The 21108-nt window shown below is 67.8% G+C and carries 24 protein-coding genes and 4 tRNA genes; 23 read left to right on the top strand and 5 right to left on the bottom strand.

The genetic code is table 11. From position 1 onward, the window contains the following. The first annotated feature begins 40 nt into the window (after positions 1-40). From QM470_RS11560 to QM470_RS11530, 7 genes are all read left to right on the top strand, one after another. The gene (locus QM470_RS11560) at positions 41-403 is read left to right on the top strand and encodes an ArsC family reductase (RefSeq protein WP_283339374.1); all 363 of its coding nucleotides are present in this window, start codon (positions 41-43) and stop codon (positions 401-403) included. 403 nt (positions 404-806) lie between these two features. Continuing rightward, complete coding sequence (locus tag QM470_RS11555) at positions 807-1553, top strand: glycine zipper 2TM domain-containing protein (RefSeq protein ID WP_283339373.1); 747 nt, start codon at positions 807-809, stop codon at positions 1551-1553. A gap of 211 nt (positions 1554-1764) precedes the next feature. After that, entirely contained in the window at positions 1765-2082 is a 318-nt protein-coding gene (gene ppnP / locus QM470_RS11550) for a pyrimidine/purine nucleoside phosphorylase (RefSeq protein ID WP_280011965.1), read from the top strand. A gap of 135 nt (positions 2083-2217) precedes the next feature. Continuing rightward, positions 2218-3555 (top strand): argininosuccinate synthase, encoded by a 1338-nt coding sequence (gene argG / locus QM470_RS11545; protein WP_283339372.1) that lies wholly within the window; start codon positions 2218-2220, stop codon positions 3553-3555. Between the two features lie 225 nt (positions 3556-3780). Then, the gene (locus QM470_RS11540) at positions 3781-4269 is read left to right on the top strand and encodes a hypothetical protein (RefSeq protein WP_280011968.1); all 489 of its coding nucleotides are present in this window, start codon (positions 3781-3783) and stop codon (positions 4267-4269) included. A gap of 291 nt (positions 4270-4560) precedes the next feature. Continuing rightward, on the top strand, positions 4561-4878 hold the full coding sequence (locus QM470_RS11535) for a DUF4148 domain-containing protein (protein WP_066533405.1): 318 nt from the start codon (positions 4561-4563) through the stop codon (positions 4876-4878). A gap of 121 nt (positions 4879-4999) precedes the next feature. Beyond that, the gene (locus tag QM470_RS11530; protein WP_283339371.1) at positions 5000-5695 is read left to right on the top strand and encodes a Crp/Fnr family transcriptional regulator; all 696 of its coding nucleotides are present in this window, start codon (positions 5000-5002) and stop codon (positions 5693-5695) included. Positions 5696-5814: 119 nt separating this feature from the next. Here QM470_RS11530 and murB read toward each other — a convergent pair whose 3' ends face one another. Next, positions 5815-6873 (bottom strand): UDP-N-acetylmuramate dehydrogenase, encoded by a 1059-nt coding sequence (gene murB, locus QM470_RS11525; RefSeq protein WP_066533413.1) that lies wholly within the window; start codon positions 6871-6873, stop codon positions 5815-5817. A gap of 86 nt (positions 6874-6959) precedes the next feature. On the opposite strand from murB, the gene QM470_RS11520 reads away from it, so the two are divergent. Both QM470_RS11520 and QM470_RS11515 read left to right on the top strand, forming a co-directional pair. Further along, a complete protein-coding gene (locus QM470_RS11520) occupies positions 6960-7445 on the top strand; it encodes a YajQ family cyclic di-GMP-binding protein (protein WP_066533969.1) in 486 nt (161 codons plus the stop codon). A 174-nt stretch (positions 7446-7619) separates the two neighbouring features. Beyond that, positions 7620-8645, top strand: a complete 1026-nt coding sequence (locus QM470_RS11515; RefSeq protein WP_283339370.1) for an HD-GYP domain-containing protein — start codon at positions 7620-7622, stop codon at positions 8643-8645. Positions 8646-8848: 203 nt separating this feature from the next. Here QM470_RS11515 and def read toward each other — a convergent pair whose 3' ends face one another. After that, on the bottom strand, positions 8849-9388 hold the full coding sequence (gene def, locus QM470_RS11510) for a peptide deformylase (protein ID WP_283339369.1): 540 nt from the start codon (positions 9386-9388) through the stop codon (positions 8849-8851). A 129-nt stretch (positions 9389-9517) separates the two neighbouring features. Between def and QM470_RS11505 the strand changes: the two genes are divergently transcribed. From QM470_RS11505 to QM470_RS11485, 5 genes are all read left to right on the top strand, one after another. Then, positions 9518-9940, top strand: a complete 423-nt coding sequence (locus tag QM470_RS11505; RefSeq protein WP_502846835.1) for a YbaN family protein — start codon at positions 9518-9520, stop codon at positions 9938-9940. A gap of 84 nt (positions 9941-10024) precedes the next feature. Then, positions 10025-10100, top strand: a tRNA-Asn gene (locus tag QM470_RS11500). Positions 10101-10146: 46 nt separating this feature from the next. Then, positions 10147-10222, top strand: a tRNA-Asn gene (locus tag QM470_RS11495). 41 nt (positions 10223-10263) lie between these two features. Further along, positions 10264-10339 (top strand) — tRNA-Asn (locus QM470_RS11490). 43 nt (positions 10340-10382) lie between these two features. Continuing rightward, a tRNA-Asn gene (locus tag QM470_RS11485) sits at positions 10383-10458 on the top strand. A gap of 93 nt (positions 10459-10551) precedes the next feature. Here QM470_RS11485 and QM470_RS11480 read toward each other — a convergent pair. Further along, the gene (locus QM470_RS11480; protein WP_280011976.1) at positions 10552-10896 is read right to left on the bottom strand and encodes a hypothetical protein; all 345 of its coding nucleotides are present in this window, start codon (positions 10894-10896) and stop codon (positions 10552-10554) included. Between the two features lie 209 nt (positions 10897-11105). Between QM470_RS11480 and aat the strand changes: the two genes are divergently transcribed. The 3 genes from aat (at position 11106) to QM470_RS11465 (ending at position 13502) form a co-directional block, all read left to right on the top strand. After that, positions 11106-11861, top strand: a complete 756-nt coding sequence (gene aat / locus QM470_RS11475) for a leucyl/phenylalanyl-tRNA--protein transferase (protein WP_283339368.1) — start codon at positions 11106-11108, stop codon at positions 11859-11861. After that, positions 11858-12625 carry an arginyltransferase gene (locus tag QM470_RS11470; protein ID WP_283339367.1) on the top strand — a complete coding sequence of 256 codons (768 nt, stop codon included), beginning with the start codon at positions 11858-11860 and terminating at the stop codon, positions 12623-12625. The genes aat and QM470_RS11470 overlap by 4 nt, the downstream gene beginning before the upstream one ends. A 79-nt stretch (positions 12626-12704) precedes the next feature. Continuing rightward, positions 12705-13502, top strand: a complete 798-nt coding sequence (locus QM470_RS11465) for an IclR family transcriptional regulator (protein WP_066533436.1) — start codon at positions 12705-12707, stop codon at positions 13500-13502. Positions 13503-13590: 88 nt separating this feature from the next. On the opposite strand, the gene QM470_RS11460 is transcribed toward QM470_RS11465, so the two are convergent. Beyond that, positions 13591-14298 (bottom strand): HAD family hydrolase, encoded by a 708-nt coding sequence (locus QM470_RS11460; protein WP_283339366.1) that lies wholly within the window; start codon positions 14296-14298, stop codon positions 13591-13593. Between the two features lie 161 nt (positions 14299-14459). Next, positions 14460-14915: a Cd(II)/Pb(II)-responsive transcriptional regulator gene (locus QM470_RS11455; RefSeq protein WP_283339365.1), complete on the bottom strand. Its 456-nt coding sequence runs from the start codon at positions 14913-14915 to the stop codon at positions 14460-14462. A 39-nt stretch (positions 14916-14954) separates the two neighbouring features. Between QM470_RS11455 and QM470_RS11450 the strand changes: the two genes are divergently transcribed. From QM470_RS11450 to QM470_RS11425, 6 genes are all read left to right on the top strand, one after another. Then, positions 14955-17105 carry a heavy metal translocating P-type ATPase gene (locus QM470_RS11450; protein ID WP_283339364.1) on the top strand — a complete coding sequence of 717 codons (2151 nt, stop codon included), beginning with the start codon at positions 14955-14957 and terminating at the stop codon, positions 17103-17105. A 357-nt stretch (positions 17106-17462) separates the two neighbouring features. After that, positions 17463-18119, top strand: coding sequence for a DUF6198 family protein (locus tag QM470_RS11445; RefSeq protein WP_283339363.1), 657 nt, complete (start codon positions 17463-17465; stop codon positions 18117-18119). Positions 18120-18281: 162 nt separating this feature from the next. Then, the gene (hemP, locus tag QM470_RS11440) at positions 18282-18473 is read left to right on the top strand and encodes a hemin uptake protein HemP (RefSeq protein WP_192333659.1); all 192 of its coding nucleotides are present in this window, start codon (positions 18282-18284) and stop codon (positions 18471-18473) included. A 102-nt stretch (positions 18474-18575) separates the two neighbouring features. Further along, positions 18576-19151: a hypothetical protein gene (locus QM470_RS11435; RefSeq protein ID WP_283339362.1), complete on the top strand. Its 576-nt coding sequence runs from the start codon at positions 18576-18578 to the stop codon at positions 19149-19151. A gap of 94 nt (positions 19152-19245) precedes the next feature. Further along, a complete protein-coding gene (locus tag QM470_RS11430; protein ID WP_283339361.1) occupies positions 19246-19674 on the top strand; it encodes a hypothetical protein in 429 nt (142 codons plus the stop codon). Continuing rightward, positions 19671-21107 (top strand): TolC family protein, encoded by a 1437-nt coding sequence (locus tag QM470_RS11425; protein ID WP_283339360.1) that lies wholly within the window; start codon positions 19671-19673, stop codon positions 21105-21107. The genes QM470_RS11430 and QM470_RS11425 overlap by 4 nt, the downstream gene beginning before the upstream one ends. The last annotated feature ends 1 nt before the right edge of the window (position 21108 follow it).

Raw genomic sequence — 21108 nt, 5'->3', positions numbered from 1 at the left:
TTATTGTCGCCCACCCTCCGTATCCCTGATGATGGAGGGCATGAGTACCACGACCATTCTTTACGGCATTCCCAATTGCGACACCGTCAAAAAGGCCCGCGCCTGGCTGACCGGGCAAGGCATTGCCTACAGTTTTCACGATTTCAAGAAGCAAGGCGTGCCCGCCGACCACCTGCCGCGCTGGCTGCAGGCCGTGGGCTGGGAAAAGCTGGTCAACCGCCAGGGCACCACCTGGCGCAAGCTGGACGCGGCCGTGCAGGCGGCGGTGCAGGACGATGCCAGCGCCACCCGGCTGGTGCTGGACAACGCCAGCGTGATCAAGCGCCCGGTGGTGGAATGGGCAGACGGCCGCACCACCGTGGGCTTCAAGGCGGAAGATTGGGCGGCCGCCCTGGGCCGCTGACCCAGGCCCGGCGCCCGTAAGCCCGACGCCCGTATGCCCGGCGCCCCCGCCGTCGGTACCGCGCGGCCGGGGCGCACGGGAACTTTGCGCACTGCGCCCCACCCTAACGGGGGAAAGGACATGCAGACAAAGGCGCATGGGGATGGGCATGGATGTAGCCCTGTGCGACAGCACAGACCGCCGCCGCCCGGGCGCGCCGCAGCCCGGTTGCACACCCTCACACGGGCTTTGCGCAACTTTACCCCGGCCCGGGCGAGCGTTCACACACCGGGTCTAGACTGCAAGGCATGGGACAGCGCAAGCAGCACCCATGTCAACACGGGGCAGGCGCCCTGCGTTGTAGACAGCCAAGGCAGCCGGTCTCCGGAGCGCCGTGGCACACAGATTGGACAAGGAGCATTCCATGAGGATCACACATTGGCTGACTTGGGGCACGCTGGCCGCTGCTGCAGGCCTGGCCTGCGGCACTGCCAACGCCCAGGAACGTGGCCGCGTGCTGCAATCCGTCCCCGTGGTGCAGCAGGTGGGCATACCGCAGCAGGTCTGCGGCGATGAGCCCGTCTACCGCGGCCAGCAGACGTCGGGCGCCGGCGCCGTGATCGGCGCGCTGGTGGGCGGCGTGGCCGGCAATGCCCTGGGCACAGGCGGCCACTATGGCCGCCACGGCCAGTACTACGGCTCCAACCGGGGTGCCACCACGATCATCGGCGCGGTGGCCGGCGGCCTGATCGGCAACCAGGTGGAAGGCATGAACGGCGGCACACCGGCCTACCAGACGGTGCGCCGCTGCACCAACGAGACGGTGTACGAAAACCGCACCGTGGGCTACGACGTGACCTATGAATACGCCGGCCGCCGCTACACCGCCCGCATGGACCATGATCCCGGCCGCTGGGTGCCGGTGCAGGTGCAGCCCCGTGGCAGCTACAGCAGCTCGTCGGTGACCGGCAGCGGCTTTGTCGGCCCCAGCGGCACCTACAGCTCGGCCCCGCCCGGCGTGACGGTGACCGAGAGCATCACCTACGAAGCGCCGCAGTCCAACATCCCCATCGTGGTGGATGTGAATGTGGACCCGCGCTATCCGGGCTACCCCGCCTACCCGCCCTATCCAGGCCGGCCCCAGCCGCGCGGCTACGGTTACGGCTACTGAGGCAGGGGCGCAGGCACGGGGCGCGCAGCACGCTGCGGCAGCCGCCCTTGTCCCCGCCAATACCTCCGTCAACCCCCCCACTCACGCCCCCATCCAGCCCCTGCTTTCCGGCAGGGGCTTTTTCTTGTGCGCCCCTTCGCGCCCGTCCAGCGCTACGCTGGCCTAAAATGATCGGTTTCGACCACCTTTGTCGCACCGCGCGCATTACTCCATGAGCACCGACCAATTCTCCGGCGTCACCCTGACCACCAAGGCCAATGTCTACTTTGACGGCAAATGCGTGAGCCACAGCTTCACCCTGGCCGACGGCACCAAGAAGTCCGTCGGTGTGGTGCTGCCTGCCACGCTGACCTTTGGTACGGCCGCCGCCGAGATCATGGAATGCGTGGGCGGTGCCTGCGAGTACAAGCTGGACGGCAGCGATGAATGGAAGAAGTCCGTGGCGGGCGAGAGCTTCCACATCCCTGCGAACTCCAAGTTCGACATCCGCGTGGCCGAGGCCTACCACTACATCTGCCACTACGCCTGAGCGCCAGGGGGCGACACTCCAACGCCCCTGCAATCGCCACAGCCGGTCGTTGCACCCGTTTTTGGCCGCTGGCACGCTGAGAGCCCCGGGCTCGCCGCGCGCACCAGCAGCTGTCTTTTGATTGAGAAGCACACCATGGAAACCATCCTGCAAAACGTTCCCGTCGGCCAGAAGGTCGGCATTGCCTTCTCCGGTGGCCTGGACACCTCGGCCGCCCTGCGCTGGATGAAGAACAAGGGCGCCCTGCCCTACGCCTACACCGCCAACCTGGGCCAGCCTGACGAAGAGGACTACGACGCCATCCCCCGCAAGGCGATGGAATACGGCGCTGAAAAGGCCCGCCTGATCGACTGCCGCACCCAGCTGGCCAACGAAGGCATTGCCGCCATCCAGGCCGGCGCCTTCCACATCAGCACCGGTGGCATCACCTACTTCAACACCACCCCGCTGGGCCGCGCCGTGACCGGCACCATGCTGGTGGCCGCCATGAAGGAAGACGACGTCAACATCTGGGGTGACGGTTCGACCTTCAAGGGCAATGACATCGAGCGTTTCTACCGCTACGGTCTGCTGACCAACCCGGCGCTGAAGATCTACAAGCCCTGGCTGGACAACGCCTTCATCAACGAGCTGGGCGGCCGTACCGAAATGTCGGAATTCCTGATCAAGGAAGGTTTCGGCTACAAGATGTCGGTCGAAAAGGCCTACTCCACCGACTCCAACATGCTGGGCGCGACCCACGAAGCCAAGGATCTGGAGCAGCTGAACAGCGGCATCCGCATCGTGAACCCCATCATGGGCGTGGCGTTCTGGAAGCCCGAAGTCGAAGTGAAGGCCGAAGAAGTGTCGGTCACCTTCGAAGAAGGCCGCCCCGTGGCCCTGAACGGCCAGCGCTTTGACGACGCCGTGGCCCTGTTCCTGGAAGCCAACCGCATCGGCGGCCGCCACGGCCTGGGCATGAGCGACCAGATCGAGAACCGCATCATCGAAGCCAAGAGCCGCGGCATCTACGAAGCCCCCGGCATGGCCCTGCTGCACATCGCCTACGAGCGCCTGGTGACCGGCATCCACAACGAAGACACCATCGAGCAGTACCGTGTGAACGGCCTGAAGCTGGGCCGTCTGCTGTACCAGGGCCGCTGGTTCGACCCCCAGGCCATCATGCTGCGCGAAGCCGCACAGCGCTGGGTGGCCCGCGCCATCACCGGCACCGTGACGCTGGAACTGCGCCGCGGCAATGACTACTCCATCCTGAACACCGAATCCTCCAACCTGACCTACGCTCCCGAGCGCCTGTCGATGGAGAAGGTGGAAGACGCGCCGTTCAGCCCGGTGGACCGCATCGGCCAGCTGACCATGCGCAACCTGGACCTGATCGACACCCGCGACAAGCTGGCCATCTACTCCAAGGCCGGCCTGCTGAGCGTGAGCAGCACCAGCGCCCTGCCCCAGCTGGGCGGCGACAAGAAGTAAGTTCTGCCAGCCCTGGTCCGAAAAATCAGGGTTTACACGGAAGCCGCTGCCCCTGCAGCGGCTTTTTTTATGAGCAGTCAATGCCTGTGCAGCCTTGATTTCCAGCAGGTTTGTCGTTGAAATGCCGCAAAACCGTACACAGGCCGCTACCAAAACGAAGAGTTACCCCGTGCACCCTGGCAGCGGCTACAGTGGCAACCAACGTAATTGCGCAAAGGAGCGCTGATGTCCCGTTCTACCCGCCGCTGGAGCCAACCGGCCCTGTTCATCCTGGCCGCTGCCCTGGCAGCCCCTGCTTTTGCCGCCGATCCGGCACCTGCCGCAGCGCCCGCCCCGGCCGACGCTGCTGCACCGCAACAGCAACAGCAGCAAGCCCCCAAGCCCAATCCCGCCGCGGAAAAGGCACTGGGCCAACGCTTCCAGTCCATCTTTGCCGCCTTTGAAGGCAAGGCCGCCCTGCCGGACAGCAAGAGCTTCTCCGAAGAGTTCAACAAGCAGGTCACGCCCGAGCAGATGAAGGAAGTGCTGCAACAGGTGCACCAGAGCGTGGGCGCCTGCCGCGTGACCGCCCAGATGCGCGTGCCCACCTCCTACGCCGCCGGCTATCTGCTGCAGTGCGACAAGGCTTTTGTGCCCATGGACATCGCCGTGGAAGAAAAAGCCCCCTACCGCATCCACAGCCTGCTGATCCGCCCCGGCTACTGGAAAAAGTAAACCGCGCGCACGCTGCATGCCCGGTGCGTGCAGCCGCCGCCCCAAAGCCGCCTGGCCCGTGCCGGCGGCTTTTTTCATGGGCCCATGGGCGATGGCCCCGGGCTGCCGGCCCGGTATTCCGCCCAGCATTGCGTTCGGCATTGCGCCCGGCATTCGCTCGGCCTGTTTTCTGGTTCGCTTTCGCGCGAAAGTGTGCGTTTTGGCACATACACGCAGGCCCGGTGCGGTCGACACTGCAGCCATGCATGGAGGCCTCCCACGCATGTTGACCACCAGAACCGGAGAACCCTTATGCCATCCCCTCGCACCATCCTGACCCTGTCCCTGCTGGCCTGTGCTGCCGGCACCGCCTTTGCCGGCGGCCCTGCCGGTGAAGGCAGCGACTGGCCGCCGCTGCCCCAGGGCGGCACGCCGCTGAGCCGTGCACAGGTGCAGGCCGACACCCAGGCCGCACGCGACCATGGAACCCTGGCCATGCAGGGCGATCAGATGTACATCGCCCCCAGCGCCGCCAGCCACCTGGACCGCGCCACGGTGCGTGCCGAAGCGGCCCAGGCGCTGCGCGCTGGCCTGATCCCCAGCGGCGATGCCAGCACCTCGGTCCACTGACCCCGTGCCGGTGGCGGGGGCCGTGCAGTCCACGGCCTGCGCCACCGGCATGCCTTTCAGGCCATTCAGATCTTTCAGGTCTTTCCTTGCCTGCGCGCCCACGGCGCGCGGGCTGGTCCCCATGCAGCCTTCGCCCCCACGCTCCGGACTGGCCTTGCAGTCCATCGAACTGTTCCGCGGCCTCAGTCCCGCCTGCCTGCAGCACATTGCCAACCGCTGCGCGTGGTGGGTGCTGGAGCCCCACACCCAACTGCTGCAGAACCAGCAGGTGGCGTTTGTCTGCTCCGGCAGCCTGCGCATTGCCACCTATTCCGCCAACGGCAAGGAGGTGTCGTTCAGCGAACGCGGTGCGGGGTCGCACATCGGGGATATTGCCGCGCTGGAAGGCCACACCGGCACGGCCTTCGGCACCACGCTGGAGCCCACGGTGCTGGCCACACTGGACCGCGATGCCTTCACGGAGCTGCTGCACCAGGAGCCCTTGCTGGCCCACCGGGTGATCCATTCGCTCACCGCCCGCATCCGGCGCCTGAGCGAGCGGGTGGTGCAGCTGAGTACCCTGGGCGTGCCCGCCCGCCTGCATGCCGAGCTGCTGCGCCTGTGCGAGGCCGCCGGCACCGACGCGCAGGGACAGGCCCATCTGCAGCCCCTGCCTTCGCACGCCATTCTGGCCAGCATGATCGGCGCCAACCGCGAACAGGTGACCCGCGCCCTGAATGCGCTGGCCAAACAAGGCCTGGTGCGCAAGACCGGGGCGCACAGCCTGAGCGTGCTGGATGTGGATGCATTGCGCCGCCGGGTGATGGCGGGCGAATAAAAGCAGCTAGCCCCCGCACAGCGCCGGGTCAGGCCCGTTGCGTTCAGGTCAGCAAGTTCAGTTCAGGGGCATGCCCCGCACACGGCGCGGCGGTCTGGAGAGCTGGAAAGCGCCCGCGCTTACACCACCACCGGCTCGGGTTCCAGCCGGATGCCGAAGCGTTCGTAGACGCTGGTCTGGATGGCGCTGGCCAGGGTCATCACCTCGCCACCGGTGACGTTGACACCGCCGGTGCCGCGGTTGACCAGCACCAGGGCCTGCTTGTCGTACACGCCGGCATGGCCCAGGGACTTGCCCTTCCAGCCGCAGGCATCGATCATCCAGCCGGCCGCCAGCTTGATGCTGCCGTCGTCCATGGGGTAGTGCACGATCTTGGGCTCGCGCGCCAGGATGTCGCGGCACTGGTCTTCGCTGACCGTGGGGTTCTTGAAGAAGCTGCCGGCGTTGCCGATGACGGCCGGATCGGGCAGCTTGGCACGGCGGATGGCGCAGACCCAGTCGAAGATCTGCTGTGCCGTGGGCTGCTCCACCCCTTCTTCCTGCTGGCGGCGCTGCAGATCCAGGTAGCTCAGCTCGGGCTTCCAGGGTTTGGGCAGGGCCAGGCGCACGGTGGTGATCACGGCGCAGCCCGCCAGCCCCATGCCCAGTCCGTTGCTGCTGGGCGCATGCTTGAAGACCGAGTCGCGGTAGCCGAAGGCGCACTGCCCGGCGTCCAGCGAGAACACGGCGCCGCTGCGCAGGTCCACGGCGTCCAGCGAATGGAAGCGGTCCTGCAGCTCGATGCCGTAGGCGCCGATGTTCTGCACCGGCGCCGCTCCCACGGTGCCGGGCACCAGGGCCAGGTTTTCCAGACCGGGGTAGCCGTGGGCCACGGTCCAGGCCACCACGTCGTGCCAGCGCTCGCCGGCGCCGGCTTCCACGATCCAGTGGCGCTCGGTCTCTTCCAGCAGGCGGATGCCCGGGATTTCCACCTTCACCACGACCGCACGCACCACATCCCCGGTCAGCACGATGTTGCTGCCGCCGCCCAGCACAAAACTGCGCCGCCCGCGGTAGACGGGACTGGCGGCAAAATCCTGGACATCGGCCACACTGCGCACACGCACCAGCGTGTCGGCACTGGCCACGATGCCAAAGGTGTTGCAGTCCTGCAGGGGGGTGTTTTTCTCGACTAACATCCCTGCAATTGTCGCACCGCCGCATGCCGCCCATGGCGCCGCCGGCGGATGGCCCCGTGAACCCCATTCAAGGAAAGAGTGACCCCATGCCTTCTTTTGACACCGTGCTGGAAGCCGACTTCGTCGAAGTCAAGAACGCCGTCGAAAACGCCTCCAAGGAAATTGGCACCCGTTTTGACTTCAAAGGCACATCGGCTGCCGTGGAACTGAAAGACAAGGAAATCACCATGTACGGTGATGCCGAGTTCCAGCTGCAACAGGTGGAAGACCTGCTGCGCAACAAGCTCACCAAGCGCAATGTGGACGTGCGCTTCCTGGACATCGAAAAGCCCCAGAAGGTGGGCGGCGACAAGGTCAAGCAGGTCGTCAAGATCAAGAACGGCATCGAGTCCGAGCTGGCCAAGAAGCTGCAGAAGCTGATCAAGGACAGCAAGATGAAGGTGCAGGCCTCCATCCAGGGCGAAAGCGTGCGCATCACCGGCGCCAAGCGCGACGATCTGCAGGCCGCCATGGCCCTGATCCGCAAGGACCTGGCGGACCACCCGCTGTCGTTCAACAACTTCCGCGACTGAGCCCGGCGCCCCGACGGGGCGCCCCTCTGCCGCGTGCAGCGGTGGCCCGCGGCGGCCACCCTGCCTGCTGTGATGGCAGCACCTGCCTTTGGTCCTGCCCACTGGCCGTCTGCCCCCTGCCGCGCCACAATGGCCGGATGGCGCGGCTCCCCCGCGCTGCCGAGTCGCACCACCATGCCCACTTCTTCCCTTCTGCCCGCAGCCCTTGCCACGGACGATGACCATTACGAAGACCTGCTGGGTCTGTGGTCCGACCTGGAAGCCAGCCTGCACCTGGTCCTGACCTCGCCCGCACTGGTGCCCGAGCTGCCGGCCAAGATCCAGCAGCTGGAAACCTGGATGCGCGACCTGGTGGCCCACGACACCGACGCGGCGCTGTACCTGATGTTCCAGCTGGCGGGCACGTCCACCGTGGGCTACAGCGCTTCGCACGCCCTGGTCTGCGCCACGCTGTGCCAGATTCTGTCCACCTCCTTCGAGCTGCCGCCGCACGAACGCCACAGCCTGGTGCGCGCCGCGCTGACCATGAACATCGGCATGACCACCTTGCAGGACCAGCTGTCCCTGCAGCGCGACCGCCCCAGCCCGGCCCAGCAGCAGGCGATCGACCAGCACCCGCAGGCCAGCCGCCGTCTGCTGGAGGAGCAGGGGGTGAACGATGCGCTGTGGCTGGACATCGTCAGCCTGCACCATGCGGTGCCGCCCACGCAGCTGCCTTTGCTGCAGCAGCCCGTGGCCGAACGGCTGGCCCGGATTCTGGCCACCACCGACCGCTATGCGGCCATGATCAGCCCGCGCAAGTCGCGCCCCGGGCGTTCGGTGGTGGATTCAACCCTGGCGGTGACCCAGGGACCTTCGGGCGTCTTTGATGAAGCCGGCCAGGCGCTGGTGCAGTGCGCCGGCCATTACCCGCCCGGGGTGTTCGTGCGCCTGGACAACGATGAAACCGCCATCGTGCTGCGCCGCAGCCCCACGGCCCAGGCCCCGCTGGTCGCCCAGGTGCTGACGGCCCAGGGCTTTGCGCTGCGCCAGCCCCGGCTGGTGCACCTGCAGGCCAGCGATGCGCGGATCAGCGGCGCCCTGACCCACACCGAAGTCAGCTTGCGCGTGAACCATTTCGCCATGGTGCAGCTGGGCCTGTACGCCGCGCGCTACAGCGAAGGGCTGCAGCACCTGGTACAGCTGCCGGGGACGCACTGAGCGGCCCCGGACCGCACTGCCGTTACACGGCCGGCACGGCCCCCGTGCACCGCGCCGTATGTCGGCGCACGGCTGCGCTGCGTTTTTCCCTTGCCTGCTTGCGCCCTTGCTGATTCCCTCACTTATAGAGAGACTGCGCCAGCCCTGTAGCACAGACGCCAGGGGCGGCAAGCCCCGGGGGAGGCACTCAGCGCCCCAAGGCCTCAATCGTCCTCGGCCGCGCTGATGTCCGGGAACAGCACCTCGGTGAACCCGAAGCGGGTGAAGTCGCGCACCCGCATGGGATAGAGCTTGCCCCACAGGTGGTCGCATTCGTGCTGCACCACCCGGGCGTGGAAACCGTCAACCGTGCGGTCGATCACCTGGCCCAGCGGATCCCAGCCGGTGTAGCGGATGCGCTGCCAGCGCGGCACCCAGCCGCGCATGCCCGGCACGGACAGGCAGCCTTCCCAGTCGCCCTCTTCGGCATCGCCCAGCGGCGTGATGGTGGGATTGATCAGCACGGTGGGCGGCACCAGCGGGCGGTCGGGGTAGCGCGGGTTGCGCTGGTCCGAGCCGAAGATCACCACCTGCAGGCCCACGCCGATCTGCGGCGCCGCAATGCCGGCGCCGTTGGCGGCACGCATGGTGTCGCGCAGGTCGGCGATCAGCGCATGCAACTGCGGGGTGTCAAAAGTCTGTACGGGTTGCGCCTGCTCCAGCAGCCGCGCATCTCCCATCTTGAGGATGGTGCAAATCGCCATGGCAAATTCTTTCAGTGGTGCCCGCCGCATGCGCCTGCAGCGCAGAACCGCAGCGGGAATGGGGCAAAGCATAGCGCCAGGCCGTGCAACCCATGCACAATGCCACCATCCCTGCTGACTGCTGTTTTCGTGCCCGATCCCGATTCCGTCTCACCGCCTGTCGCGCCGCCGCCCCACCAGCCTGTGGCCCACTGGCTGGTCCGCTTTCTTCTGCGTGCGCTGGCCGTCACCAGCCTGGCCCTGGGCATTGCCGGGGTCTTCATCCCCGGCCTGCCCACCACCGTGTTCATTCTGATCGCCGGCTGGGCGGCGGCCCGCAGCTCCCCGCGCCTGCACCGCTGGCTGTGGCAGCACCGACTGTTCGGGCCCATGCTGGTCAACTGGAGCCAGGGCGGCAAGGTCAGCCGCCGGGCCAAGTACAGCGCCAGCATCATGATGACCCTGTGCGCCGCCGTGCTGTGGCTGGCGCCCACCCCGCTGTGGGTGCGCTGGCTGGCCTGCAGCTGCATGGCCTGCGTGCTGGCCTGGCTGTGGTGCCGCCCCGAGCCCTGAGAGGGGCGCATCAGGCGGTCTTTTGATTTTTTGTAGCGCTTTGTCCGGAGCGTATTTTTTCTATGTATATAATCTAGGTCTTGTTCCTCAATAGCTCAGTTGGTAGAGCGCCGGACTGTTAATCCGTAGGTCCCTGGTTCGAGCCCAGGTTGAGGAGCCACCGAATTGATCTGGTTGCGCAATCGCACGCAGCCATACCGAAATGTTCCCTGATAGCTCAGTCGGTAGAGCGACGGACTGTTAATCCGCAGGTCCCTGGTTCGAGCCCAGGTCGGGGAGCCACTTTTTCTGGCTGCGCAATCGCACGCAACCATACACCTTTTTCCTCAATAGCTCAGTTGGTAGAGCGCCGGACTGTTAATCCGTAGGTCCCTGGTTCGAGCCCAGGTTGAGGAGCCAAAAACTTCGGGCTGCGCAATCGCACGCGGCCCTACCGAAATGTTCCCTGATAGCTCAGTCGGTAGAGCGACGGACTGTTAATCCGCAGGTCCCTGGTTCGAGCCCAGGTCGGGGAGCCATATAAAAAGGCTTGCAGCAATGCAAGCCTTTTTTCTTTGGCGCATGCGCACGGAACCCCACACCGCCCCATGACAGGCCGCAGCGGCTGCGGCCTACGCCGCCCGCACAATGCCCACCGCGGCCGGCTGTGCAGGGGTCACCACCGGCGCTGCCTCCAGCTTGGGCGGTCCCATCTGCTTGGTGGCCGCCACACTCTCTTCACCATTGCGCTTGCTGCGGGCCGCATCGCGCTCTGCGTCCCGTTGGGCTTCCCAGTGTTCGAGTTCGGCTTCCAGCCGGCGGGCGCGCTCGGCATACATGTCGGCCGAAGACTGGTAGTGCTCTGCCGCAATGGAGTGCTCCAGCATGGCCATGCGCGCTTCCTCCAGGTAGGCGCGGGTGCGACGGATATAGCGCGGCTCCGTCAAGCTGCCACTGAAAATTTTGCGGAAGAACATAAGCTGGACTCCTTCACAATTTCCTAACACAAGCATACCGACAACTGCCAGAAGCGATAAGGTCCAGCATACGGTTCGCCGACCGGCTGTCTTGTCCCTTGACCGCACCTACATTTGTAGGAACAGCCCTTACCCCACTACTGCACACAGCGTACAAACCTGAGTACCGGTTCTGTGTGACGATTTGATTCAGCGAAATTGATTGAGCCATGACCCACCAGCTGCCCTGGCTTTCGGAAAACGATGTCTTCCCCCCTGTGCAAAGCGCCTGGGGCCTGGATGATCCGCTGCCCGGCCTGCTGGCCGCCGGCGGTCGGCTGGATGCCGACAACCTGCAGACCGCCTACGCCCAGGGCATCTTCCCCTGGTTCAGCGAGGGCCAGCCCGTGCTCTGGTGGTCCCCCAACCCGCGCATGGTGCTGCAGGTGGAGAATTTCCGCCTGCACCCTTCGCTGCGCAAGACGCTGAAGAAATTCCGCAAGACGCCGGGTTGCGAGGTGCGCATCGACACCGCGTTCGAGCAGGTCATGCGCCACTGCGCCCAGACGGTGCGCCCCGGCCAGGATGGCACCTGGATCGTGGACCGCATCGTGGCGGCCTACACCGCGCTGCATCGCCAGGGCAAGGCCCACAGCGTGGAAACCTGGATCGACGGCAAGCTGGTGGGCGGCCTGTACTGCGTGGCACTGGGCCGCGCGGTGTTCGGCGAATCCATGTTCGCCCATGCCAGCGATGCCTCCAAGATTGCGCTGTCGGCGCTGGTGGGCCTGTGCCGCCACCAGGGCGCCACGCAGATCGATTGCCAGCAGGCCACGCGCCACCTGGCGTCGCTGGGGGCACACGAGATACCCCGCAGCCTGTTCCTGATCGAGGTCGGGCGCCAGCGCAAGCAGCCGGATATGGATTGGCGGTTTCATTCCGTATACTGGGATGCCATCTTGTCGTCCTCTGTTGATTCCGCATGACGCATCCGAACGATCTTCCGCTGCACACCTTGCAGTTCTATGCCACGGCCCCGTACCCGTGCAGCTATATCGAGGGCAAAGAAGCCCGTTCGCAGGTGGCCACGCCCAGCCACCTGATCCAGACCGGCATCTATTCGGAGCTGGTGGCCCAGGGTTTCCGGCGCAGCGGCATGTTCACCTACCGGCCCTACTGCCGCGGCTGCCGCGCCTGCGTGCCGCTGCGGGTGCTGACCAACGAGTTCCAGCCCAACCGCAGCCAGAAGCGGGCCTGGAAGCAGCATGCCCAGCTGGAGGCCAGCATCCAGCGGCTGAGCTATTCGGCCGAGCACTACGACCTCTACCAGCGTTACCAGCACGCCCGCCACAGCGGCGGCGGCATGGACCACGACAGCGTGGACCAGTACACCCAGTTCCTGCTGCAAAGCCGGGTCAACTCCCGCCTGGTGGAATTCCGGGAGCCCGCCGTGGGCGATGCGCCCGGCGTGCTGCGCATGGTGTCCATCCTGGATGCGCTCGACGACGGCATCTCGGCCGTCTACACCTTCTACGAGCCCGACCCCACCGCCAGCTACGGCACCTACAACGTGCTGTGGCAGATTGCGCAGGCGCGCAGCATGGGCCTGCCGTATCTGTATCTGGGCTACTGGATCGCACAAAGCGCCAAGATGCGCTACAAAGCACTCTTTCTGCCCCACGAGGTGCTGCACGACCAGCTCTGGGAGCGGGTCGAGACGTCGCCCGAGCGACCCCACACCCCGGATTGAGTGCCGCGCACCGGCACAACTTTTGTGCGGTGCCGCAAACGCGGCATAGAATCCGCCCAACGCAGCATAACAAGAGCCCATGACCAACAAAACCGATCACGATTCCCTTGCCAAGCCCAGCGTCCAGGTGCTGGAGCGCATGTTCATCCTGATCGATGTCCTGGCCTCGCGCGAAGAAGCCGTTTCCCTGAAGGAAATCAGCGAAAAGACCGGGCTGCACCCCTCCACCACCCACCGCATCCTCAACGACCTGGCCATCGGCCGCTTTGTGGACCGCCCCGAGTCGGGCAGCTACCGCCTGGGCATGCGCTTTCTGGAGCTGGGCAATCTGGTCAAGGGCCGCCTGAGCGTGCGTGAAGCGGCGCTGGGCCCGATGCGCGCCCTGCACAAGCAGATCCACCAGCCGGTGAACCTGAGCGTGCGCCAGGGCGACGAGATTGTGTATGTGGAGCGTGCCTACAGCGAACGCTCGGGCATGCAGGTGGTGCGCGCCATCGGCGGCCATGCGCCGCTGCACCTGACTTCCAACGGCAAGCTGTTCCTGGCGGCCGACGACCCCCAGCGCGTGCGCGCCTACGCCATGCGCACCGGTCTGGCCGGCAACACCCACAACAGCATCACCCAGCTGCATGCGCTGGAGCAGGAACTGTCCAAGGCCCGCCAGTACGGCATTGCCCGCGACAACGAGGAGCTGGAGCTGGGCGTGCGCTGCATGGCCGCCGGCATCTACGACGACCAGGGCAAGCTGGTGGCCGGCCTGTCGATTTCCGCCCCCGCCGACCGCCTGGACGAAGGCTGGCTGCCCAAGCTGCAGCAGGCTGCGCACGATATCTCGGCCTCGCTGGGTTTTTCGGGCGACCGCCGCCGCGATCTGTAAGCCACTCCCGCGCTCTAGCCCCTTGCCGGGGCCTTGCCCGTGCCACAACGCCCTGCCCTGCAGGGCGTTGGACTTTGGGGCCTGCGCCTTACAGAGACAGCGCCGGCTGCTGGGTCGCCACCTGGTACAGCAGCTCGCCGTAGCCGGCGTAGCGCAGCACCTGGGGCAGGGCCTGCACCCGGGCATCGCCATAGCCCACGCTGTGCCAGGCAAAGCGCACGCCGGCCGCCTGGGCGCAGGCCGCGTCGGCATGGGTGTCGCCAAAGAACAGCGTCTCCTGCGGGGCCACGCCCAGCTGCGCCAGGGTGCGCAGCAGCGGTTCGGGCGAGGGTTTGCCCACGCCGTAGGTGTCCGAGCCGGTGATGGCGCCAAAGCCTTCGGCAATGTCCAGCTGCTGCATGCCGTCGCGCGCCAGGCGCTCGAGCTTGTTGGTGCAGATGCCCAACGCCACGCCATGCTGGCGCGCCCAGTCCAGCCACTGCGGCACCCCATCGTACAGGCGGGCCTGGCTGGGGTTCTGGGCGGCGTAATGGGCTTCGAACTCGGCGCGCAGGCGCACCAGATCGGTGGGCGCCGGGTAGCCGCGTTCCACGAACACATCGCGCACCAGCTCTCCGGCGGTGCCGAACAGATTGGGCAGCTGGTAGCCCGCCGGCAGCGGGGCATGGCCGTAGTCCACCAGCGTGTCGCTGGCGGCGGCCAGAATGTCGGGCCGGCTGTCGAGCAGCGTGCCATCCAGATCGAAGACCCAGGCCTTCACCTGGTGCCACTGCACGGGCGATTGCGGCATGGACATGGGCAGCGCCCCTCCTGTCATGGGTTGAAAACATGGGCGGACGCGGGCGCAGGCCGCCACGCATCCATGGTTAATTTTGCACTGCAACATGACGACCGCGTGGCAGCGCCGCCCATACCCGCGCGCGGCACTGCGGTGCCGGCGTCCCCCTTTGCGGTCGGTCAGACGTGGCGCTTGCTGGCGCCGGCCGCCGGGGGACGGGCTTCTTCCAACGGCGCATCGGCCTGGGCGTGCAGCGCTTCGATGATGTGGCAGTGGGCGTCGCTGCCATCGCAACGCCCGCGCAGCGCCAGCAGCTCCTGCTCCAGGATCTGCAGCTCGTGCAGGCGCTCGCGCACATGCTGCAGGTGGCCGTTGACCGTGGCGTTCGCCGCCGCACAGTCTTGCTTGCTGTTCAGGTCCAGCGCCAGCAGGGTGCGCACCTCGTCCAGCGACATGTCCAGCGCCCGGCACATGCGGATGAAGCGCAGCCGGTGCAGGTCGGCGTCGGTGAAGAAGCGGTAGTCGTTTTCGGCACGGCCGCTGGGGCGCACCAGGCCTTCGCGCTCGTAATAGCGGATGTTGGCGGCCGAGACACCGGACAGCCGCGCCGCTTCACCAATACGATACTGGGACATGCTTGACCTTGAAGTGGGTTTCAGGTTTCCAATCATCGCATGAGCAAGAACCACCCGCGCCACGAAGAGGCCTATGTCCACAGCTGCGGCTGCGGAGGCGGCAGCTGCGCCCCCCAGCCCTCTCCCTCCATCCCCCCGCAGGGCGCAGCGCGCCCCGCCCGGCATGACCATGACCATGACCATGACCATGACCATGACCATGACCATGACCACGGCGAGCATGCAGGCCACGACCACCGCCACGGCGAGGACAGCACGGATGCCGCTGCTGCCGATGCCCATGCCGGCCACGACCACGGCGTGCTGCCGGGCTGGCCGCGCATTGCCGCCGCGCTGGTGCTGGCCGTGCTGGCCGAGGCCGCGCACTGGGGCGCGTCGCTGCACCCCTGGCTGAGCTATGGCGGCATGGCCCTGGCCGTGGTGGCCATCGGCCTGTCGGGCCTGGGCGTCTACAAGGCCGGGCTGAAGGACCTGGCCCGCTTCAAGCTGGGCATCCACGCGCTGATGGCCGTGGCCGTGACCGGCGCCTTTCTGATCGGCCAGTGGCCCGAAGCGGCCATGGTGATGGCCTTGTACGCCGCCGCCGAACGCATTGAAGACCAGGCCATGGACCGCGCCCGCCAGGCGATCCGCAACCTGCTGCAGCTGGCCCCGGAAACCGCCGATGTGCTGCAGCCCGACGGCAGCGTGGCCGCCACCCCCGTAGCCCGGGTGGCCCTGGGTGCGCGCCTGCGCATTGCCCCCGGCGCCCGCGTGCCGCTGGACGGCACCGTGGTGCAGGGTGAGAGCAGCGTCAACCAGGCGCCCATCACCGGCGAGAGTGCGCTGGCCGACAAGGCCCCGGGCGACGCCCTGTTTGCCGGCAGCGTGAACCAGCACGGGCAGCTGACCATGGAGGTGACGGCGCCCGCCACCGACAGCCTGCTGGCGCGCATCGTCCACGCCGTGGAGCAGGCCCAGGCCACGCGCGCCCCCACGCAGCGCTTTGTGGACCGCTTTGCCCAGGTCTACACCCCCATCGTGCTGGTGCTGGCCGTGCTGCTGGCCGTGCTGGCGCCCTGGCTGCTGGGCTGGACCTGGCACGACGCCCTGTACCAGGCCCTGGCCCTGCTGGTGATTGCCTGCCCCTGCGCGCTGGTGCTGTCCACGCCCGTCACCGTGGTCAGCGCGCTGACCGCTGCAGCGCAGCGCGGCATTCTGATGAAAGGCGGCCGTTCGCTGGAAACCGCCCGCCTGCTGCGCGCCATTGCGCTGGACAAGACCGGCACGCTGACCAGCGGCAGCCCGGCCCTGGTGCACTGGCAGGCCGCCGATGCCGCCGATACCACAGCCTCGCAGCCCGGCGATCTGGCCCGCACCGCCTGGCAGCTGGCCAGCGGCTCGGACCACCCGGTCTCGCGGGCGATTGCCGCCGGTCTGCCTGCCGGCACGGGCGCCGATGCGGTGCAGGAACTGCAGGCCCTGCCCGGCCGCGGCGTGCAGGCCCGGATCGACGGCCAGCGCTGGACCCTGGCCAATCTGCGCTGGGCGCGCGAGCAGTCCCTGTCCACCCCGGCGCTGGAAGCCGTGCTGGAGGCCCAGGAAGCCCAGGGCCGCACCGTGACCCTGCTGGCCGACGACCAGGCCGTGCGCGCCCTGTTTGCCGTGGCCGATCCGCTGCGCCCCCAGGCGGCCGAAGGCGTGGCCCAGCTGCAGGCCCTGGGCGTGACGCCCGTGGTGCTGAGCGGCGACAACCAGGCCACGGTGCAGACCATTGCCGCCCAGGTCGGCATTGCCGATGCACGCGGCAGCCTGCTGCCCCAGGACAAGCTGGACGCCATGGCCGTGCTGCAGCGCGATGTGGGCCCCACCGGCATGACCGGCGACGGCATCAACGACGCGCCGGCCCTGGCCCAGTCGGACCTGGGCTTTGCCATGGGCGGGCGCCACAGCACCGGCATGGCCATGGAGACGGCCGACGTGGTGCTGATGAACGACGATCTGCGCCGCATTCCGGAGACCATCCGCCTGTCGCGCAAGTCGCACACCGTGCTGTGGCAGAACATCGGCCTGGCCCTGGGCATCAAGGCTGCGTTCTTCGCCCTGGCCGTGGCCGGCATGGCCACCATGTGGATGGCCGTGGTGGCCGACATGGGCGTGAGCCTGCTGGTGGTGGCCAACGGTCTGCGGCTGCGCCGCTGGCGCGGTTGATGCGGTGGGCGCAGTGGCCGATGCCGGGCTGGCTGCGGCCTGCACGGGCGGCGGCCCGCGCTGTCGCCCCCACGCCACGGCCGCGGCGGACCGGCTGTGTTTTGCATGAAAACTGCGTGGCGCGCCAGCTAAACTTTTGCCAATCGCTATCAATTAAATAGCAATCAATCCGACCCGGGCGGCGGCTATGCCGTCGCTTTTCGGGTCGCTGTCCGCCCGCTCTCTCTGGCCCCCGCCCTGCTGCAGCAGTCCGGGGGCTTTGTGTGTTCCACGCCGCCGGGGCCCTCCGGCGGTGCGGCGCAGGGTCGGATCGCCCCGGCCGGGTTGGCTGCGCTTTCGCTTCACACTGCCTCTGCCATGACCGCGCCCCGCCCTGCCACGGCCTCCGTGACACCGACCATTCCCGCTCCACCCACGCCGGCCGTGCCCCATACGCTGGTGGAAGACGCTGCCGCCCTGTTCACCGGCTGCACGCTGATTTCCGTGGGCATCGCCCTGTGCTCGGGTGCCAAGCTGCTGACCGGCGGCATGGTGGGCCTGGCCTTTGTGCTGCACTACGCCACCGACTTGCCTATAGGCCAGCTGTTCTTTGCGCTGAACCTGCCGTTCTACTGGCTGGCCTGGAAGAAGATGGGCCGCGCCTTCACCCTCAAGACCTTTGCCGCCGTGCTGCTGCTGTCGCTGCTGACCGATCTGCAGCCCCATGTGATGCAGCTGGGCCCGCTGCACCCGCTGTACGCGGCGATTGCGGGTGGCCTGCTGCTGGGTGTGGGCATGCTGGTGCTGTTCCGCCATCGGGGCAGCCTGGGCGGCATCGGCATTGCCGCACTCTACCTGCAGGACCGCTACGGCTGGCGCGCCGGCAAGGTGCAGATGGCGCTGGACTGCCTGATCCTGCTGGCCGCCTGCGTGACGGTGGAGCCCTCGCGCGTGGGCTGGTCCATCGTGGCCGCCATCACGCTGAACCTGGCACTGACCATGAACCACCGCCCGGGGCGCTACCAGGTGGTGTGAGCCGCAGCGGTCGCACGGCGGGGGTTGCGGCCATGGCGGTGCTTGCAGTGAAGGCGGCGGCTATGGATACGCCGCGATAAAGCCCGATTGTCAGCAGGGTGGTTGCGTTATCAAATAAGAATTATTATCATTCGCACAACTCAACCGTTTCGGGATCCCACCATGCACACCCAGCCCGCTCTGCGCACCACCTCTTCCTCCACCTCCATCCTGCCCGTGGCTGCGTCCCCGGCCCATATGCAGCTGGACAGCGCCGAGCTGCTGCAAGGCCAGAAGGCCGTCACCATCGTGCACAACGGCTCCACCTACCGCCTGCAGGCCACCAAGCTGGGCAAGCTGATCCTGACCAAGTAAGCCGACGGTCCGGCCCCCTTGGCCGGACCCGGCATGCCGCACCGGGCGCCACGCCCCATTTTGGCCGTGCGGCCCGTGCCCACCGCCCCGATCACTCCGACCGTGGAACTTCCCGACGTGGGCGGTATCATTCCCTGCATGCGCCGCATGCTGTCCTTTTTCCTGGTGGTTCTGCTGGCCCTGCGGGGTCTGGCAGGCGATGCCATGGCCATGGGCACCTTGCCGGCCATGGGCGCCAGCACGGCGGCCGTGCACCACAGCATGCCGGGCATGGACCACGGCACCCCCTCCCCCTCTTCTTTCCTTGCCAGTGCCACGCAGGCGGACTCCCATGGCATGGCGCATGGGCCACAAGGGCCGCTGGTGGGGCACCACGCGGAGCATGCCGACCGCGATGCGGTGGTGCCGCACCATTCCACACCCGCTGATGGCGCGGACCTGCATGCCGCACTGACACCATCGGACCGGTGTGCGGCCCCGGGGGCGCAGTCTGCTTCCGGCTGCGAGCACAGCCACGGTGCGCCCTGCGCCGCCTGTGTGGTCTGCCACTCCGCCGTTTCTCCCATGTCGCTGCCCCTGGCCGCGAACGACACCCCGCCCCACGCCCAGCCCGTGGGCGGCGCTGCACGCTTTGCCAGCGCCCAGCCGCTGCAGGCATCCAAACCCCCCATCTCCTGAGACCTGACGCCCGAAGTGCGTCCGCAGCCGTGCGGTGGCCTTGTGCACACCACCCGGCAGGACGCCGTGTTTGTCACGTTGCAGGAGACTTTGCATGCGCTTTGCGCACTCTTTCACCCCCTGGTGGATGGCGGCTGCCGCCCTGACCACCTTGCCCCCCGGCGCCTGGGCCCAGACGGCCGCGCCCACTCCTGCCGACCACATGGCCGCAGCCCCAGGCGCAGAGGCGGCCCCGCCTTACCGCCTGCCGGACTGGCTGCAACCCACGGCCCCCAGCCGGCCGCTGCAGCACCAGCCCCTGCCCGCCAGCGGCGGCGTGGAGCAGGCCAGCACGCCCTGGCAGGCCGCCAATGCCGCCGTCGCCCAGTTCCCCCGCGGCCATGCCGATGTGCTGCAGCGGGAAAAAGCCCAGGCGGGCACCACCCCCGCCGGGTCCGCCCACCGCCCGCACACCCCGGCTGCGCCCACTGCAGCACCTGCGGCAGGTGCTCACCTGGGTCACCACCACGGAGGCCAGCCATGAGCCCGCGCCTGCTTCGCCTCACCCCCGTGGTCGCGGCCCTGGTGCTGGCCGGCTGCGCCAGCGTGGCGCCGGACGGCCAGCGCAGCGCCGTCACGACCCATACGGAAGGCCGCCTGCCCGCCGGCAGCCAGCTGGCCGACCCCGCCCCCCAGGCCCGCGCTGCCGCCCGTGCACAGATGGCGGCCTGGCTGCAGCAACCGGTGGATGCCAACACCGCCGTGCGCATCGCCCTGCTCAACAGCCCGGCCCTGGAAGCCCAGGTGGCCGCGCTGAGGGTGCAGGATGCCCAGCGCGTACAGGCGCTGACCCTGCCCAACCCCACGCTCACGCTGGGGCGCTTTGTCAACGCCCAGGAACGCGAGATCGAGCGCCAGCTCAGCTTTGGTCTGGTCAGCCTGATCACCCTGCCCTGGCGAGCCCGCTGGCAAGGCTGGCAGCTGGAGCAGGCCACGCTGATCACCGCCCAGCAGGTGCTGCTGCATGCTGCCGACACGCGCCGCGCCTGGCTGCGCGCCGTGGCCGCACAGCAGCAGCTGCAGACGGCGCAGACCCTGCACGAAGCCGCTGCCGCCGGTAGTGAGCTGGCCCGGCGCATGGCGCGCGTGGGCAACTTCAGCAAGCTGGAGCAGGCCCAGGAGCTGCGCATGCAGCAGGAGGCCGCCGCCAACCTGGCCCGCGCCCGCCTGAATGCCGCGCTGGAGCGCGAGCAGCTGGCCCGGCTGATGGGCCTGTGGGGCACGCAAGCGGACTTTGTGCTGCCGGCCACCCTGCCGCCGCTGCCCGCCGCCGCCGCACTGCGCGCCGGCGACGATGCCGAAGCCACGGCCCTGCGCGAGCGCCTGGACCTGCGCGCCCTGCGCCGTGAGCTGGACACCACGGCCGAGCGCAACGGTTTTGCCCGCGTGGGTGCGATGTTTGGCGATATCGGCGCCAGCTACAGCCGCAACACCAGCACCGAACGCGCCAGCGGCCATGACGACATCACGCGCGGCTGGGAGCTGGAGCTGCCGCTGCCGCTGTTCGACTGGGGCGGCGCCGCCAGCGCAGGCGCCCGCTCCGCCCTGCAGCGCAATGCCGCACAGTTGCGCGAGACCGCGCTGCGCGCGCGCAGCGAGGCCCGCAGCCACTGGCTGCGCTACCGCACGGCCTATGACCTGGCCCAGCAGCAGCAGACCGAGGCCGTGCCGCTGGCGCGCTTTCTGCAGGACGAAGCGGTGTACCGCTACAACGGCATGTTCATCAGCGTCTGGCAACTGCTGGCCCAGGCCCGCAGCACCGCCCAGGCGGTGGCCACCGCCACCGAGGCCCAGCGCGACTTCTGGCTGGCCGACGTGGACCTGCAGCTGGCGCTGACGGGCACCTCGCCCGGAACGCCGCCCTCCCCAGCCACCCCCAGCGCAGCGCCGGCTGCCACCACCGAGGCAGGCCACTGAT

It is taken from the genome of Comamonas sp. 17RB (assembly GCF_030056555.1).
Classification (GTDB): Bacteria; Pseudomonadota; Gammaproteobacteria; order Burkholderiales; family Burkholderiaceae_C; genus Comamonas; species Comamonas terrigena.
The sequence above is the reverse complement of the archived record's forward strand: the minus strand, read 5'-3'. Positions and strand labels throughout refer to the sequence as shown.

Coding starts and splice junctions, on each gene's coding strand:
- QM470_RS11560 (WP_283339374.1), top strand. CDS start 41: ATGAGTACCACGACCATTCTTTACGGCATTCCCAATTGCGACACCGTC.
- QM470_RS11555 (WP_283339373.1), top strand. CDS start 807: ATGAGGATCACACATTGGCTGACTTGGGGCACGCTGGCCGCTGCTGCA.
- ppnP (WP_280011965.1), top strand. CDS start 1,765: ATGAGCACCGACCAATTCTCCGGCGTCACCCTGACCACCAAGGCCAAT.
- argG (WP_283339372.1), top strand. CDS start 2,218: ATGGAAACCATCCTGCAAAACGTTCCCGTCGGCCAGAAGGTCGGCATT.
- QM470_RS11540 (WP_280011968.1), top strand. CDS start 3,781: ATGTCCCGTTCTACCCGCCGCTGGAGCCAACCGGCCCTGTTCATCCTG.
- QM470_RS11535 (WP_066533405.1), top strand. CDS start 4,561: ATGCCATCCCCTCGCACCATCCTGACCCTGTCCCTGCTGGCCTGTGCT.
- QM470_RS11530 (WP_283339371.1), top strand. CDS start 5,000: ATGCAGCCTTCGCCCCCACGCTCCGGACTGGCCTTGCAGTCCATCGAA.
- murB (WP_066533413.1), bottom strand. CDS start 6,873: ATGTTAGTCGAGAAAAACACCCCCCTGCAGGACTGCAACACCTTTGGC.
- QM470_RS11520 (WP_066533969.1), top strand. CDS start 6,960: ATGCCTTCTTTTGACACCGTGCTGGAAGCCGACTTCGTCGAAGTCAAG.
- QM470_RS11515 (WP_283339370.1), top strand. CDS start 7,620: ATGCCCACTTCTTCCCTTCTGCCCGCAGCCCTTGCCACGGACGATGAC.
- def (WP_283339369.1), bottom strand. CDS start 9,388: ATGGCGATTTGCACCATCCTCAAGATGGGAGATGCGCGGCTGCTGGAG.
- QM470_RS11480 (WP_280011976.1), bottom strand. CDS start 10,896: ATGTTCTTCCGCAAAATTTTCAGTGGCAGCTTGACGGAGCCGCGCTAT.
- aat (WP_283339368.1), top strand. CDS start 11,106: ATGACCCACCAGCTGCCCTGGCTTTCGGAAAACGATGTCTTCCCCCCT.
- QM470_RS11470 (WP_283339367.1), top strand. CDS start 11,858: ATGACGCATCCGAACGATCTTCCGCTGCACACCTTGCAGTTCTATGCC.
- QM470_RS11465 (WP_066533436.1), top strand. CDS start 12,705: ATGACCAACAAAACCGATCACGATTCCCTTGCCAAGCCCAGCGTCCAG.
- QM470_RS11460 (WP_283339366.1), bottom strand. CDS start 14,298: ATGTCCATGCCGCAATCGCCCGTGCAGTGGCACCAGGTGAAGGCCTGG.
- QM470_RS11455 (WP_283339365.1), bottom strand. CDS start 14,915: ATGTCCCAGTATCGTATTGGTGAAGCGGCGCGGCTGTCCGGTGTCTCG.
- QM470_RS11450 (WP_283339364.1), top strand. CDS start 14,955: ATGAGCAAGAACCACCCGCGCCACGAAGAGGCCTATGTCCACAGCTGC.
- QM470_RS11445 (WP_283339363.1), top strand. CDS start 17,463: ATGACCGCGCCCCGCCCTGCCACGGCCTCCGTGACACCGACCATTCCC.
- hemP (WP_192333659.1), top strand. CDS start 18,282: ATGCACACCCAGCCCGCTCTGCGCACCACCTCTTCCTCCACCTCCATC.
- QM470_RS11430 (WP_283339361.1), top strand. CDS start 19,246: ATGCGCTTTGCGCACTCTTTCACCCCCTGGTGGATGGCGGCTGCCGCC.
- QM470_RS11425 (WP_283339360.1), top strand. CDS start 19,671: ATGAGCCCGCGCCTGCTTCGCCTCACCCCCGTGGTCGCGGCCCTGGTG.